11 protein-coding genes and 1 tRNA gene are annotated in these 15,160 nt (G+C 64.4%); 6 read left to right on the top strand and 6 right to left on the bottom strand.

Going from position 1 to position 15,160, the window contains the following annotated elements; translation table 11 throughout:
• The first annotated feature begins 314 nt into the window (after window positions 1-314).
• From OH705_RS10290 to OH705_RS10280, 3 genes are read left to right on the top strand one after another with little or no spacing between them, the layout of a single operon-like run.
• Complete coding sequence (locus tag OH705_RS10290) at window positions 315-2,564, top strand: ATP-binding protein (RefSeq protein ID WP_416383570.1); 2,250 nt, start codon at window positions 315-317, stop codon at window positions 2,562-2,564.
• 16 nt (window positions 2,565-2,580) lie between these two features.
• Window positions 2,581-3,042 (top strand): response regulator, encoded by a 462-nt coding sequence (locus OH705_RS10285; RefSeq protein ID WP_023630737.1) that lies wholly within the window; start codon window positions 2,581-2,583, stop codon window positions 3,040-3,042.
• An 11-nt stretch (window positions 3,043-3,053) separates the two neighbouring features.
• Window positions 3,054-5,438 (top strand): response regulator, encoded by a 2,385-nt coding sequence (locus OH705_RS10280; protein WP_267302110.1) that lies wholly within the window; start codon window positions 3,054-3,056, stop codon window positions 5,436-5,438.
• Window positions 5,439-5,492: 54 nt separating this feature from the next.
• Here the strand turns inward: OH705_RS10280 and OH705_RS10275 are convergent.
• Window positions 5,493-5,567 (bottom strand) — tRNA-Gln (locus tag OH705_RS10275).
• A gap of 346 nt (window positions 5,568-5,913) precedes the next feature.
• Between OH705_RS10275 and OH705_RS10270 the strand changes: the two genes are divergently transcribed.
• Both OH705_RS10270 and zapE read left to right on the top strand, forming a co-directional pair.
• Window positions 5,914-6,156, top strand: coding sequence for a hypothetical protein (locus tag OH705_RS10270; RefSeq protein ID WP_023630739.1), 243 nt, complete (start codon window positions 5,914-5,916; stop codon window positions 6,154-6,156).
• 106 nt (window positions 6,157-6,262) lie between these two features.
• Window positions 6,263-7,336: a cell division protein ZapE gene (zapE, locus tag OH705_RS10265; protein ID WP_267302109.1), complete on the top strand. Its 1,074-nt coding sequence runs from the start codon at window positions 6,263-6,265 to the stop codon at window positions 7,334-7,336.
• A 42-nt stretch (window positions 7,337-7,378) separates the two neighbouring features.
• Here the strand turns inward: zapE and OH705_RS10260 are convergent, their stop codons facing one another.
• Window positions 7,379-9,190 carry an ABC transporter ATP-binding protein/permease gene (locus tag OH705_RS10260; RefSeq protein WP_104444187.1) on the bottom strand — a complete coding sequence of 604 codons (1,812 nt, stop codon included), beginning with the start codon at window positions 9,188-9,190 and terminating at the stop codon, window positions 7,379-7,381.
• Between the two features lie 160 nt (window positions 9,191-9,350).
• On the opposite strand from OH705_RS10260, the gene OH705_RS10255 reads away from it, so the two are divergent.
• Window positions 9,351-9,806, top strand: a complete 456-nt coding sequence (locus OH705_RS10255) for a GNAT family N-acetyltransferase (protein WP_160290850.1) — start codon at window positions 9,351-9,353, stop codon at window positions 9,804-9,806.
• A gap of 74 nt (window positions 9,807-9,880) precedes the next feature.
• On the opposite strand, the gene OH705_RS10250 is transcribed toward OH705_RS10255, so the two are convergent.
• The 4 genes from OH705_RS10250 to OH705_RS10235 are packed head-to-tail and all read right to left on the bottom strand — an operon-like array spanning window position 9,881 to window position 14,977.
• On the bottom strand, window positions 9,881-10,084 hold the full coding sequence (locus OH705_RS10250) for a formate dehydrogenase subunit delta (protein WP_023632932.1): 204 nt from the start codon (window positions 10,082-10,084) through the stop codon (window positions 9,881-9,883).
• Window positions 10,081-12,957, bottom strand: coding sequence for a formate dehydrogenase subunit alpha (gene fdhF / locus OH705_RS10245; protein WP_267302108.1), 2,877 nt, complete (start codon window positions 12,955-12,957; stop codon window positions 10,081-10,083). The genes OH705_RS10250 and fdhF overlap by 4 nt, the downstream gene beginning before the upstream one ends.
• On the bottom strand, window positions 12,954-14,498 hold the full coding sequence (locus tag OH705_RS10240) for a formate dehydrogenase beta subunit (RefSeq protein WP_267302107.1): 1,545 nt from the start codon (window positions 14,496-14,498) through the stop codon (window positions 12,954-12,956). Before OH705_RS10240 ends, fdhF begins: the two co-directional genes overlap by 4 nt.
• The gene (locus OH705_RS10235) at window positions 14,492-14,977 is read right to left on the bottom strand and encodes a formate dehydrogenase subunit gamma (protein WP_038705766.1); all 486 of its coding nucleotides are present in this window, start codon (window positions 14,975-14,977) and stop codon (window positions 14,492-14,494) included. Before OH705_RS10235 ends, OH705_RS10240 begins: the two co-directional genes overlap by 7 nt.
• Between the last annotated feature and the right edge of the window lie 183 nt (window positions 14,978-15,160).

Genomic DNA, 15,160 nt, shown 5'->3' with positions numbered 1-15,160 from the left:
TTGTGCGTATAGATTGAGCTTGAGCGTAGCAGCGCGATTGGATCCCAGCCGGGCCAGGCCTATCCCTCTTTGGCATTAATGAAAAGGCCAGGGCTGGCAAAATGCCTGGCGATTGCCGCATTCCGGGCTGCTGGGCACAGGTCGCGCACAACCGCGCTACCGGGAAAATTCAGACGCAGCAATGAAACCCTGGCGCCCGCCACCGTTCAAATAACCAGATTCCGGCAAAGCGGCCGCCATTCTGGTACCGTTCATCCGCCACATCCTGTGCGAACGCATGCACCATGCGTGGACGGGCCCTACAGGAGAGTCCCGTGACGACCGACCATAACCCTCTTGACCAGGCGATCGAACGCTGTGCCCAGGAGCCGATCCAGATTCCAGGCAGCATTCAGCCACAAGGCTTCCTCCTGACTGTCGACGACAGCACATTGCGCGTTCTCCAGGCGAGCGAAAACGTCGATCGATGGTTCGGCCTGCCCGCCAGTGAAATCCTGGGGCAATCGTTCGCCGAACTGGTCAGCGCGGACTTCGACCTGCGCGGCCAACTGGACTACCTGCCGGAGGCGGATGTCTTCCCCTTTCATATCGGCGACGTGCGGCTGCGCCAAGGCGCACCTGACCAGCCCCCCCTGCGCGTGCTCGCCCATCGCCATGACCAGGTGTTGATCCTGGAATTCGAGCCCAGTCAGAAAGCCGATGGGGTCTACAAAGGCGACTATTATCCGTTGGTGCGTGCGTTCGTCAGCTCGTTGCACCAGGCGACCAGCATCGAGGAACTGCTGCTGCACTCGGTACGCCAGATCAAGCGCATCACCGGATTCGGCCGGGTAAAGGCCTACCGCTTCGATAGCGAAGGCAATGGCACCGTCCTGGCCGAATCAGTCGACCCCGGTTACCCGAGTTACCTGGGCCTGAGCTTCCCGGCCTCCGACATCCCTCGCCAGGCCCGGGAGCTCTACCGCATCAACCGTATCCGCCTGATCGAAGATGCCAACTATCAGCCTTCACCCTTGCTCCCTGCGCTCAATCCCCTGACCGGCAAGCCGCTGGACATGAGTTTCGCCGCCTTGCGCAGCGTGTCGCCCGTTCATTTGCAGTACATGCGCAACATGGGCACCCTGGCCTCCATGTCGCTGTCGATCGTGGTCGACGGACAACTGTGGGGGTTGGTGTCCTGCCACCACGAACGACCGCGGCAAGTGGATGTCCAGACCCGCACAGCCTGCGAATTGCTGGCCAGTGTCCTGTCGCTGCAGCTCGAATCGCGCGAGTCCCACGAGCGCACCCGTACCCTGCTCGACCTGCGCGAACGCATCGTGCGCATGTTGGCAGCGATGGCTGACCATGACAGCGTGAGCCTGGGCCTGCTCGAACAGCCCGAGGTATTGCTCGCGTTCGCCGGGGCCAACGGCGCGGCCATCATCAGCGCTGAACGCTGCGACCTGATCGGCGAGACGCCTACAGCGGCGCAGGTCAATGCCCTGGTGCACTGGCTGGGGCGACGCGGCGACGAGGTGATATTCCACACCGACAACGTGAGCCGTGACATCGAAGAACTGCCGGAGCTCGCAAGTCGAGTCGGCGGTATCCTGGCGGTCGCCATCTCGCAACTCCATTCGCATTACCTGGTATGGTTCCGCCCGGAACAGGCACGCTTGGTCAACTGGGCCGGGCAGCCGGAAAAAGCCATCAGTCCGCAGGGGCATCTGAGTCCACGTCATAGTTTCGACCGTTGGCAGGAAGAAGTACGAGGGTTCAGCGCTCCGTGGGACTCACTCGTCATCGATGGCGTGCTTGAACTGCGCATGGCCGTGTTGGGTATCGTCTTGCGCAAGGCCGAGGAGCTCGCACAGCTGACTGGAGAGCTCAAGCGGTCCAACAAGGAACTCGAAGCCTTTTCCTACAGCGTTTCCCACGATCTGCGCGCGCCCCTGCGCCACATTGCCGGCTACACCGAACTGCTGAACGAGATCGAGGGCGAGCATCTCAGCGAACGTGGTCGACGCTTCCTGTCCCATATCGATGAGGCGGCACGATTCGCCGGCTCGCTGGTGGACAATCTTCTAAACTTCTCGCAAATGGGGCGCTCGGCGCTGCGCTTGGCGGACGTCGATCTCAACACCTTGGTGCACGCCATCCGCCAAGAGCTCGAGCCCGATTACCAGGGGCGCGACATCGTCTGGGCTATCGCTCCACTGCCAGTCGTCATCGGGGATCCGGCGTTCATAAACATGGCCCTGCACAACCTCGTCGCCAACGCCATCAAATACACCCGCGGACGCGCCCCTGCGCGAATCGAGATTGGCGCCATGCAACACGAGCAGGAAACCGAGGTGTATGTGCGCGATAATGGCGTGGGCTTCGACATGGCCTATGCCAACAAGCTGTTCGGTGTGTTCCAGCGCCTGCATCGCATGGAAGAGTTCGAAGGGACCGGCATCGGCCTGGCCAGCGTGCGCCGCATCATCGAGCGCCACGACGGCAGGGTCTGGGCTGAGGGCCAGGTCGGCCAGGGCGCCAGCTTCCATTTCACCCTCCCTCGCCATCAACCGTATTCCTGAGGCACTTGCACGTATCATGCTCAAACCCATTCTGCTGGTCGAAGACAACCCCAGAGACCTGGAGTTGACCCTCCTGGCGCTGGAACGCAGCCAACTGGCCAACGAAGTCATCGTGCTTCGTGATGGCGCCGAAGCGCTGGATTACCTCCTACGACGCAATAGCTACGCCGGACGTGACGATGGCAATCCGGCCGTATTGCTGCTGGACCTGAAACTGCCCAAGGTCGACGGCCTGGAAGTACTCAAGCAAGTGCGCGACACCGCCGAACTGCGCAGTATCCCGACGGTCATGCTGACGTCCTCGCGAGAGGAGCCGGACCTGTTGCGTGCATACGAACTGGGTGTCAACGCCTACGTGGTCAAGCCCGTCGAGTTCAAGGAATTCGTCGCCGCCATCTCTGATCTTGGCGTGTTCTGGGCAGTGCTCAACGAGCCACCGCCAGGTTCCCTGCGCTTGAACAGGCGCGGCAGCAATTGAGACATCCGACGATGCAAGGCGCACCCCTGAGGCTGCTGCTGGTCGAAGACAGCTCGATGGACGCCGAACTCACGGTGCTTTGCCTGGAGCGCAGCGGGCTGCAGGTCCAGTCGCGTCTGGTGTACGACCATGTCGGCGTGGAACATGCCCTGCGCGAAGGCAGCTACGACTTGATCCTGTGCGACTGCGTGCTCCCGGGGTCATCGGGCACCGACGTACTGGCCATCGCCCAGCGCCTGTCCCCCGACCTGCCGTTCATCTTCCTCTCCGGCATCTATGGCGAAGAACACGCGGTCGAGATGATCCGCCTGGGCGCCACCGACTATGTGCTGAAGAAGAACCTGCCCCTGCTGCCCAAGGCAGTGCGCCGTGCCTTGACAGAAGTGCATGAGCGCCAGCGCCGGCGCCGCGCCGAGGAGGCACTGGCCGACGTCGAAGCCCGCGCACGCATCGCCATCGACGCGGCGGGCATGGGCACCTGGGAGTTTCGCCCCCAGGATGGACTGCTACTGTGGGATGACCGTTGCAAAACTTTGTTCGGCCTGCCCACCGATACGCAGATGAGCCTCGAGGTATTCTACGAGGGTATTCTTCCCGAAGACGTGCCTCAGGTACGCGAGGCCGTGGAGCAAGCCATGCGCCCGGACAGCGACGGGTTGTACCGCGTCGAGTTCCGTATCGCCCAACCCAATGGCTTGGAACCGCGCTGGTTGCTTTCCAGCGGTCAGACCCAGTTCGTCGATGAGCGCTGCGTGCGCTTTTCCGGCGTACTGCAGGACATCCACCAGCAACGTCAGGCCACCCGCGCCCTGGAACAGCTCAACGAGATGCTGGGCGAACGGGTCGAGCGGCGTACCCGTGAGCGCGATCGTGCCTGGGAACTGTCCCAGGACCTGCTGGCAGTGCTGAACCACGACCTTACCCCCGTCACTCTGAACCCGGCGTGGGAAGCCAGCCTGGGTTTCACCCGGGAGCGCCTGGGCCAGACGTCGTTGCTGCATCTGGTCCCCGAGTCCGATCAGCCTGCCCTGCTCGGCGAACTGGCGGCCTTGTCGTCGGGCAATACCAGCGCCCGCTTCGTCGGGCGCATCCTGCACGCCAATGGCCACCCTCGCTGGCTTTCCTGGGTGGTGGTTCCCGACGACAGGCTGCTGTACGTGGTCGCACGCGATATCACCAGCGAGCGCGAGGCGACGCTCGAACTGGCCAAGGCCAACGAATCCCTGCGCCAACAGATTGCCGAACGTGAACGTATAGAAGCGACGTTGCAGCAGATGCAGCGCCTCGAGGCGGTCGGCCAGCTCACCGCGGGTGTCGCGCACGACTTCAACAACCTGCTGACGGTCATCCTCACCGGCGCCAGCTTCCTCCAGCGGGACCTGGAAAAAGGCTCGCTGGACAAGGCCAGCACGCGCTTGCAGCATATCCGCGAAGCGGGCGAGCGTGGCGCGAAGCTGACCGCGCAATTGCTGGCATTCTCTCGCAAGCAGCGGCTGGAGCCGGTAGCGGTCAATCTGAACCGCACCCTGTCCGGGCTGGAAGAGCTGCTGCGACGCACCCTGGGCGGCAATATCTCGGTGCGGCTGGACCTCGATCCCCTCCTGTGGCAAGCCCTGACTGACCTGACCCAGACCGAAATGATCATCCTCAACCTGGCCATCAATGCGCGAGACGCAATGCCCGATGGCGGCCAACTGACGCTGGCCACGCGCAACGACAGGGTCAGCAATCGCCCACTGCGCCCCGAGGACCCGGAACCGGGCGAATACGTGGTGCTGTCGATCCGCGATACCGGCTGCGGCATGAGTGAGGAGGTACTGGCCAAGGTCTTCGAGCCATTCTTCACCACCAAGGACATCGGCAAAGGTTCAGGCCTGGGCTTGGCCCAGGTGTTCGGGTTCGCCAAGCAGTCTGGCGGCGGCGTGCGCATCGATACCGCTCCGAGTCGCGGCACCCAGGTCAGTGTCTACCTGCCTGCGGTGCATCAAGCAGAGACGCTGACAATCCATGAACAGAGCGCACCGCCTGCGTTCACGCAACCGGGCGGTGTGCGCAGCGTACTGCTGGTGGATGACGACCACCTGGTACGTGAAATGATGAGTGACGTCCTGCTTCGTCAGGGCTATCAGGTGCGCCAGGCGCAGAACAGCGAACAGGCGCTGGCATTGCTCGACGATCAGGTTGAGCTACTGCTCACCGATTTCGCCATGCCGGAATTCAATGGCGCGCAACTGGCGCATGCGGCGCGCCAGCGCTTCCCTGGCCTGCCCGTGGTAATTCTGACCGGTTATGCCGAGTTGCAGGGGCTGGAACTGCCCGGCAGCCTGGTCATTCAGAAACCGGTGAGCGAACAGGTATTGGCCCAGGCACTGGCCGATCTGCTGGAAAAGAGGTAGGCAGAAACGAAAAAATCGCCGAAAGGCGATTTGGGGGGATAAATAGCTTGGTGATGGCAGGGGCGGCTGGATTCGAACCAACGCATGGCAGGATCAAAACCTGCTGCCTTACCGCTTGGCGACGCCCCTATATCGGCTGTGGCAAGTGACTGGCACTGCCTGGCTGACAATCCCTGGCAACTCCGTGTGTCGTCGCTCTGGAATGGCCGGCACTTTAACAAGCTTTTTTCCAAGTGCAAAGCTTTTTTTTTAAAAAAACGCAGAAAAACAGCAAGTTAGTCAGTCACCCAGCTGTTCGCGCGCTTCCACGGAGGGGGCTTGGGACCGCCCGCCCAGGTCTTCCCCGGGTACTGCAGTGGCCTCGCGAATACGGATATACAACCACTCGTCGTAATTGCGCCGCTTCGCCTCAACACAATCGCGTTCCGCCATTCCAATCAGATAGATCCCACCGGCGCATTACAAGGAGGACGCCATGCCCGTTTCCCATGACCTCTACCAGGACCTGCACTACCCGCGCGAAATCGTCCAGCAGCGGCGGCAGCACGACCTAAAACTCGACCGCCTGCTGGACGAATACATGGACATCGACAACCAGGTGCTGGCAGCCGAGTCGATCTCGGCAGGCAACTTTGTGGACGAAGACCTGCGTCACCTCAAGGAACGCCGCCTGGCGGTGAAGTACCTGATCGAGCGGCAACTCGAGCAAACGTCCTGACCTATCGCCTTTCGCGATCGGTGCCCGACACATTCTCGATTGGTCAAAATGCCTGGCATCGCGCAAGCTGCGCCCTGCCCCAGACTCGGCCCGAGGAGCCTGCCAATTGCCCACCTGGATTCCCGCGCCCTTGCGCCAGATTAGCCAGCGCCTGCGCTGTGCCCCAGCCAAGGCCCCCACCTTGTTGACCTACTTCCAGAACATGGCCACCGCGCGTGGCTATGCCCTGAGCGACGGGCAGCTTCAGGTGATCGAGGCAATGGCCGGTCTGTTGGGCAGCCTCGACGCAGGCCCGCCGCGCAGCCTGTACCTGCACGGTGCAGTCGGCCGCGGCAAGAGCTGGCTGCTCGATGGCTTCTTTCAGGCAGTGCCGACGGCGGCCAAGCGCCGCCTGCACTTTCACGATTTCTTCGCCCGCCTGCATCAGGGCATGCACCATCACCGGGCCCAGGCCGATGCCCTGGGGGCCACTCTCGACGCACTGCTGGGCCACTGCCAGGTCCTGTGTTTCGATGAGTTCCATGTCCATGACATCGGCGACGCCATGCTGCTCACCCGGCTGTTCGATGCGCTGTTCGCCCGACGCGTGGTCTTGCTGCTCACCTCCAACTATGCCCCTGAAGGGCTACTGCCCAACCCGCTGTACCACGCGCGCTTCTTGCCGGTGATCCGCCTGATCAACCGCCATATGCAGGTGCTGGAGGTAGCTGGGGATACCGACTTTCGCAGCCTGCCGGCCAATCGCGAACACCAGCGCTTTACCCAGGGGCACTATGTCTGGCCGGGCGATGCGCGGCAACGTACGGCGCTGCGGGTGCCCACACCGCAGAGGGTGCGGCTGGAGATCAACCAACGGCCCATGCGGGCGCTGGCCAGCGAGGGGCGTCAAGTGATGTTCAGCTTTGACGATCTGTGCGAACAACCGACCGCAGTGATTGATTACCTGGCCCTGGCCGAGCGTTATGATCGTTGGATCATCGACGGCCTGGATGACCTGGCCGCGTGCTCCCTGGCGGCCCAGCAGCGCTTCGTCAACCTGGTGGATGTGCTCTACGACCAGGACCGGGAGGTGCTGGTGATCGGCAAGCAGGCGCTGGACAAGAGCCTGGGCGGCGCCATCGCCGACCTGATGCGGACACGCAGCCGCCTGGGTCAGTTGCACCAGCAAGGGCCAGCCTGAGCGCTTCAACGGCGACGCTTGGCGGCGATGAGACCGCGCCCGCTAGGCCGGCACGGCCGGCTGTTGCTCCACCAGCAACCAGCCCCCCTGCCCGTCCACCTCAAGACAATGGGAATGGAACCCCGCCAGGGTGCTGCGGTGCCCGACGCTGACCAGCAGCGTCGCCGGCAACACCTCACGCAGCAGCGAATACAACGCATGCTCCAGCCCTTCGTCCATCGCCGAGGTGGACTCGTCGAGGAACACCACCTGCGGCCGGTTGAACAGCACCCGGGAGAAAGCCAGGCGCTGCTGTTCGCCCAGCGACAAGATGCGCGACCAGTCACGCGGCTCGTCCAGTCGCTCAGCCAGGTGAGCAAGATTCACCTGGCGCAAGGCCTGTTGCATGCGCGCATCATCCCCAGACTCGCCCGGCGCCGGATAGGCGATGGCGGTGCGCAGGTCCCCCAACGGCAGGTACGGACGTTGCGAGAGGAATAACGCCTGTGTCCCCAGAGGGCGCCTGACCTCACCGTCGGCATAGGGCCACAGGCCCGCCAGGGCGCGCAGCAAGGTGGTCTTGCCGCTGCCCGAAGGTCCCTTGATCAGCAGCGCCTGGCCGCTGTGCAGGTTCAGGTCGAGATCGGCGATCAGCGCGTGGCCGTCGGGCCGGCGCACCTGCAAACCATGAATGCCCAGCGCGAGCGCTTGGTCCACCGTGGCCACGCGTGGCAAATCGCTGGCCTGCTGGTTGGCCTCGAGAAACCCGGTAAGGCGGTCGAGGGTGGCACGATACTGGGCGAAGGTGTCGTAGGACTCTCGGAAGAACGACAATGAATCCTGCACCTGGCCAAAGGCCTGGGCGGTCTGCATCACGTCGCCGAGCTTGATCGCGCCACTGAAAAAGCGCGGCGCCTGGAGGATGAACGGGAACACCACCGCCACCTGGCTGACGCCCAGGTTGAAACCGCTGAACTTGAGGTTCCGGAATACCAGAGCCCAGGCATTGCCGATCAAGGCGAAGAAACGCCCGAGCAAGGTGCCGCGCTCCACCTGCGCGCCCTGGTAGAAGGCGATGTTCTCGGCGTTCTCGCGCAGGCGCATAAGTGCATAGCGGAAGTTGGCGGTGAGTTTTTCGTTGAGAAAATTCAGGCGGATCAGCGGCTGGCCGAGGCGAAAGGCGATCCAGGTAGCGATCAGCACATAGATGTAAACGGCAAACACCATCGCCCGGGGAATTTCGATGCCAGCCACTGCCAGTGGCGCCGACAGGCCCCACAGAATGCCGGTGAATGCCACCAACGACACCACCGCACTAACCGCCCCCAGTGCCAGCGCAACCGAGCCTGTGACGAAGTTGTTCACATCCAGTTCAATACGCTGGTCGGGGTTGTCCACGGGCTCTGCGAGGAATTGCCCGCGGTAGTAGGCATCGCCGTGCATCCAGTCGGCGGTCAGGCGCTCGGTGAGCCAAACCCGCCAGCGAATGTTGAAGGCCTGGGTCACATAGAAGGTAAACAGCGAACGCAGTACATGGATGGTCGCCAGCACCGCGAACACCCCGAGCATGTACCAGAACGCCGTCTGGTCCAGGGCCTGCAAGGCACTGTAGAAACCGTTGTACCAGAACGAGAACAGCACGTTCAGCCGCACCGCGAACAACGTCAGCACCAGCAGCAGGGCGAAGGCCAGCAAGGGCCGCCAACTACGACGCAAACTGAAGTAGGGCCCGGCCAGTTGCCAGAACTGCGCGCCCCAGCGGGTATGGCGTACCGCCAGCAACGCAGTGGCGGTGAAACAGACAAGGGTGACCAACGAGGCGATCGCCAGCCAGCTCAGGCTTGCTTGCAAGGCCTGGTGCCAGTTCATGTCCATGGAGGGCTTCCGTCAGGGTGTTTTTGCGAGCGTAGCACCGGCTACTCGTTAACCCTGCGAACATGACGGACATTTCATCCAGGCCATGCGCTGCGCCGACATCTGTGCAGGACGTGTCCGGGCGCGGATAATCGCGGCACCTTCATCGCAGAGCCCCACCATGCATATTCGCCTTGCTGGACTACAGGACCTGCCGGCACTGATCGCCATTGACACCGTTACCCGCCAAGACCCGCAGCGTGCCGAGCAGATCGCCGACTGGCTCGGGCAGTACCGTTGCCTGGTGGCAGAGATACAAGGCAAGGTGGCCGCCTATGCGGTGATGCACCGGCACTTCTTCGGCTGTGCGTTCATCGAGATGCTGATGGTTGGCGAAAACCATCGGCGCGCTGGGCTGGGAGCTGCGCTGCTGGCCTGCATACAAGCCGATTGCCGTGGGCAGAAGCTGTTCACCTCGACCAATCGCTCCAATGCGCCGATGCGCCGCTTGCTGGAGCGCCAGGGCTTCGTCGCAAGCGGTGTAGTCGAAAACCTCGACGAAGGGGATCCGGAGCAGATCTATTGCTGGAGATTGGATCAAAGTGAGCGCCCGCCGGTGGCCACAGGGCACCGCTGACGCGGCGCATCGCCGACAAGCCGGCTCCGACAACGACCGCATCAGCCTCAAGCCATCCTGCAGCAGCAGGCGAGCTACGCCAAAGCCTCCCGCACCTTGGGGTCGAGCCCCTCGCCTGCATGGGCCTCGATCCACTCCAGCAACTGCCGGCGCATGGCCGGCGTCCAGAAGCTCTGCAGATGCTGCCTCACCCCCTGCACCGCCTTGGCATGATCCGGCTCACTGTCGAAGTAATGGCCGATCTGGTTGGCCATCTTCACCAGGTTGTCGCTGCTCATCGACGCACCTCCGCCTTTTCTGCCTGACGCCGCTCCTTGAGCAAGCGCCGCTGCTCGTCACTGAAGCTCTGGTAGCGCTTCTGCCATTCCGACGGCTGGAACACCTTCACCACCTCTACTGCGGTGACTTTGTATTCCGGGCAGTTGGTGGCCCAGTCGGAGTTGTCGGTGGTGATCACGTTGGCCCCCGACTCGGGGAAGTGGAACGTTGTATACACCACCCCCGGGGCCACCCGGCTGCTGACCCTGGCACGCAGCACGCTCTGGCCGGCGCGGCTGCCCACGCCCACCCAGTCGCCGTCGGCGATGCCACGGCTCTCGGCGTCGCTGGGGTGGATCTCCAAGCGGTCTTCGTCGTGCCAGGCGACGTTGCTGGTGCGCCGGGTCTGCGCGCCGACGTTGTACTGGCTGAGGATGCGCCCGGTGGTCAGCAACAGCGGATAGCGACTGTTGACCTTCTCATCGGTGGGCACATAGCCGGTGAGCATGAAGCGGCCCTTGCCGCGCACGAACTGCTCGATGTGCATGGTCGGCGTACCATCGGGGGCGGCGTCGTTGCAGGGCCACTGCAGGCTGCCGTGGCGGTCGAGCTCGGCATAGCTGACCCGGCGGAAGGTTGGGGTCAGGCGGGCGATCTCGTCCATGATCTGCGACGGATGCTGGTACTCCATGTGATAGCCCAGGGCGTCGGCCAGGGCCAAGGTCGCCTGCCAGTCGGCCTTGCCAGCCAGCGGTTCCATCACCTTGCGCACCCGCGAAATGCGCCGCTCGGCATTGGTGAAGGTGCCATCCTTTTCAAGGAACGAGCTGCCCGGCAGGAACACATGGGCGAACTTGGCCGTCTCGTTGAGGAAGATGTCCTGTACCACCACGCATTCCATCGCCAACAGCGCGGCAGTGACGTGCTGGGTGTTGGGGTCGCTCTGGGCGATGTCTTCACCCTGGCAGTACAACGCCTTGAAGCTGCCGTCCAGCGCAGCCTCGAACATGTTCGGAATGCGCAACCCCGGGTCAGGTTGCAGGGTCACGCCCCAGGCCTGCTCGAACTCGGCGCGCACGCTTTCGTTGGAGATATGCCGGTAGCCGGGCAACTCGTGGGGGAACGAACCCATGTCGCACGAGCCCTGCACGTTGTTCTGCCCGCGCAGCGGGTTCACCCCCACTCCTTCGCGGCCGATGTTGCCGGTGGCCATGGCCAGGTTGGCGATGCCCATTACCGCGGTGCTGCCCTGGCTATGCTCGGTCACGCCCAGGCCATAGTAGATCGCCGCATTGCCGCCGGTGGCGTACAGCCGGGCGGCGGCGCGAATCTGCTCGGCGGGCACGCCACACACCGGGCCAAGCACTTCAGGGGCGTTGTCGGGTTGGGCGACGAAATCGCGCCAGCGTGCGAAATCCTCGGTCTCGCAGCGGGCATCGATGAAGCGCTGGTCGAGCAGGCCCTCGGTGACGATCACATGGGCCAAGGCGTTGAGCATGGCCACGTTGGTGCCTGGACGCAGTTGCAGGTGCAATTCGGCACGGGCATGCGGCGAGTCGACCAGGTCGATACGCCGCGGGTCGATGACGATCAATCGCGCACCCTGGCGCAGGCGGCGCTTGAGCTGCGAGCCGAACACCGGGTGGGCGTCGGTGGGGTTGGCGCCGATCACCAGCACCACATCGGCCAGCATCACCGAGTCGAAGCTCTGGGTGCCGGCGGACTCGCCCAAAGTCTGCTTGAGGCCGTAGCCGGTGGGCGAATGGCAGACCCGCGCGCAGGTGTCGACGTTGTTGTTGCCGAAGGCCGTGCGCACCAGTTTCTGCACCAGGTACGCCTCTTCGTTGGTGCAGCGGCTGGAGGTGATCCCACCGATCGAATCTCGCCCGTACTTGAGCTGGATGCGCCGCAACTCGCTGGCGGCATAGGTGACTGCCTCATCCCAGCTGACCTCTTGCCACGGGTCTTCCAGGCGTTTGCGAATCATTGGCTTGGTGATGCGGTCCGGGTGCGTGGCATAGCCCCAGGCGAAGCGGCCCTTGACGCAGGCATGGCCGTGGTTGGCGCCGCCATTCTTGTCCGGGACCATGCGCACCAGCTGGTCGCCCTTCATCTCGGCGCGGAACGAGCAGCCCACGCCGCAATAGGCACAGGTGGTGATTACCGCGCGCTCGGGCTGGCCGAGCTGGATCAGGCTTTTTTCGCTCAGGGTCGCCGTCGGGCAGGCCTGCACGCAGGCGCCGCAGGACACGCATTCGGAGCTGAGGAAATCGTCACCGCCGGCCGCCGCCACCCGCGAGTCGAAACCGCGCCCGGTGATGGTCAGGGCGAAGGTGCCCTGGATGTCTTCGCAGGCCCGCACGCAGCGGCTGCAGACAATGCACTTGCTCGGCTCGTAGTCGAAGTACGGGTTGGACACATCCTTGCCTTCGCCCAGGTGATTGGCGCCGTCGTAGCCATAACGTACCTCGCGCAAGCCGACCTGGCCGGCGACGGTCTGCAGTTCGCAGTTGCCGTTGGCCGAACAGGTCAGGCAATCCAGCGGATGGTCGGAGATATACAGTTCCATCACGTTGCGGCGCAGGTCGGCCAGGCGTGGCGTCTGCGTGCGCACCACCATGCCCTCGCCCACAGGCGTGGTGCAGGACGCCGGGTAGCCGCGCATGCCGTCGATCTCGACCATGCACATGCGGCACGAGCCGAAGGCCTCGAGGCTGTCGGTGGCGCACAGTTTGGGGATGCTGGTGCCGAGCATGGCCGCGGCGCGCATCACCGAGGTACCGGCGGGCACGCTGATCGCACGGCCGTCGATGACCAGGCTGACCTGCACCTCGCTGATGCGTTGCGGGGTACCCAGGTCGAGGTCGCTGCTGGGGTCGAAGTAATTGATCATTGCGCGGCCTCCAGGCCGAAATCGGCGGGGAAGTGCTTGAGGGCGCTGACCACCGGATACGGGGTCATCCCGCCCATGGCGCACAGCGAGCCGTACTGCATCGTGTCGCACAGGTCGCGCAGCAACCCCGCCTGGCTTTCGCGGTAGGCCGGGTCGGTGCTGGCAATCAGCCGATCGACCACTTCCATGCCGCGGGTCGAACCGATCCGGCACGGCGTGCACTTGCCGCAGGATTCTTCGGCGCAGAACTGCAGGGCGAAGCGAGCCATGCCGGCCATGTTCAGGGTATCGTCGGCCAACACCACACCGCCGTGGCCGAGCATCGCGCCAATGGCGGCGAAGGCCTCGTAGTCCAGCGGCGTGTCGAACTGTCCAGGCGGCACCCAGGCACCCAGCGGGCCGCCGACCTGCGCCGCCTTGATCGGCCGGCCACTGGCGGTTCCGCCACCGTAGCCTTCCACCAGCTCCCGCAAGGTCAGGCCGAAAGCGCGCTCCACCAACCCACCCTGGCGGATATTGCCGGCCAGCTGGAACGGCAAGGTGCCGAGCGAGCGGCCCATGCCGAAGTCGCGGTAATAGGCCGCGCCCTTGGCCAGGATGATCGGTACCGAGGCCAGGGTGAGCACGTTGTGCACCAGCGTCGGTTGGCCGAACAGGCCCTCCAGCGCCGGCAGCGGCGGCTTGGCCCGAACGATGCCACGCTTGCCCTCCAGGGACTCGAGCAACGCGGTTTCCTCGCCACAGATATAGGCACCCGCGCCGACCCGCACCTCCAGGTCGAAGGCCACGCCGCTGCCGGCGACATCCAGGTAACCGGCCTCGCGAGCCAGCAGGATCGCCTCGTTGAGCACACGCACGGCATCGGGGTACTCCGAGCGCACATAGATGTAGCCCTTGCTCGCTCCCACAGCGAGGCCGGCGATGATCATGCCCTCGATCAGCAGGAACGGGTCGCCCTCCATCAACATACGGTCGGCGAAGGTACCAGAGTCGCCCTCGTCGGCGTTGCACACCACGTACTTCTGCGCGGCCGACGCCTGGCGCACGGTGCGCCACTTGATGCCCGCCGGGAAGGCCGCGCCACCTCGGCCACGCAGGCCCGAATCGAGCACCGCCGCGACCACTTCGTCGCCGTCCAGCAACGTGGCCTGGCGCAGCCCCTCGAACCCACCGTTGGCGTGGTAGTCATCCAGCGACAGTGGCCGGGTGATGCCGGCTCGGGCGAACAACAGGCGCTGCTGGGTTTTCAGGTAGGGAATGTCCTCGACCGGCCCCAGCGCCAGCGCATGGCCGGCGTGGTCGCCCGCCAGGGCATCGAGCAAACCGGGGATATCCTCGAGCGCGACCGGCCCGAAGCCCAGCCGGCCTTGCGCGGTGTCCAGCTCCACCAGCGGCTCCAGCCAATACAGGCCACGGGAGCTGGTGCGCTTGATGCGTAGCGGCAGGTTGCGCTGCGCGGCCTCGTGGGTCAGTGCCTCGGCCACCTGATCGGCGCCCGCTGCCCGGGCCAGCGAATCACAGGAGATGCACAGGCTCAACATGCCTTGACCTCCTCTCGGCAGCTCGCCACCAGTGCCCGCAGGCGTTCCGGGGTGACGCGGGCGTGGAGCTGGCCGTCGAGTTCCAACGCCGGCGAGCAGGCACAGGCACCCAGGCAGTACACCGGGCGCAGGTCGAGCGCCCCGTCTTCGCTGCGGCCGTGATCATCCATCCCGAGCTGCTCGCGCAATTGCGCGGCCAGTGCCTCGGCGCCACGGCTCTGGCAGGACTCGGCGCGGCACAGGCGCAGGGTATGGCGAGCCGGCGGCGTGGTACGGAAATCGTGGTAGAAGCTGAGCACCCCGCGCACCTCGGCCTGGCTGAGGTTAAGGGCATGGGCGATCTCGCCGACGGCGATGTCGGGGATGTAGCCGGCGCCGGCCTGGATGGCGTGGAGGATCGGCAACAAGGCGCCGGGGGTGTCCTTTTCACGGGCCAGGACACGCTGGATCAGTGGCAGGTGGTTCAACTCATCAGGCATACAGCGGACCTCGGCAACCCGGCCCGGCCCTGATCGCGGGCCAGTGTCCGGCGGTGTTCAGCTGCGGTGCGCCGGCTGCGTCACGGTAGCGGCAGCCGGGCACCCTCCTTGCCTGTGGCCGGGCGTCTTGCTGCGCTCGGTCCACGGGCATCCTCAGAGCATGGCAGCTATTGCGCGAAGAGG

It is taken from the genome of Pseudomonas sp. BJa3 (assembly GCF_026343815.1).
GTDB classification, from domain to species: Bacteria; Pseudomonadota; Gammaproteobacteria; order Pseudomonadales; family Pseudomonadaceae; genus Aquipseudomonas; species Aquipseudomonas soli.
The sequence above is the reverse complement of the archived record's forward strand: the minus strand, read 5'-3'. Positions and strand labels throughout refer to the sequence as shown.

Bases quoted from the DNA above. Each gene is read 5' to 3' on its own strand.
- OH705_RS10285 (WP_023630737.1), top strand. From the start codon at position 2,581: ATGCTCAAACCCATTCTGCTGGTCGAAGACAACCCCAGAGACCTGGAG.
- OH705_RS10280 (WP_267302110.1), top strand. From the start codon at position 3,054: ATGCAAGGCGCACCCCTGAGGCTGCTGCTGGTCGAAGACAGCTCGATG.
- OH705_RS10270 (WP_023630739.1), top strand. From the start codon at position 5,914: ATGCCCGTTTCCCATGACCTCTACCAGGACCTGCACTACCCGCGCGAA.
- OH705_RS10260 (WP_104444187.1), bottom strand. From the start codon at position 9,190: ATGGACATGAACTGGCACCAGGCCTTGCAAGCAAGCCTGAGCTGGCTG.
- OH705_RS10255 (WP_160290850.1), top strand. From the start codon at position 9,351: ATGCATATTCGCCTTGCTGGACTACAGGACCTGCCGGCACTGATCGCC.
- OH705_RS10250 (WP_023632932.1), bottom strand. From the start codon at position 10,084: ATGAGCAGCGACAACCTGGTGAAGATGGCCAACCAGATCGGCCATTAC.
- fdhF (WP_267302108.1), bottom strand. From the start codon at position 12,957: ATGATCAATTACTTCGACCCCAGCAGCGACCTCGACCTGGGTACCCCG.
- OH705_RS10240 (WP_267302107.1), bottom strand. From the start codon at position 14,498: ATGTTGAGCCTGTGCATCTCCTGTGATTCGCTGGCCCGGGCAGCGGGC.
- OH705_RS10235 (WP_038705766.1), bottom strand. From the start codon at position 14,977: ATGCCTGATGAGTTGAACCACCTGCCACTGATCCAGCGTGTCCTGGCC.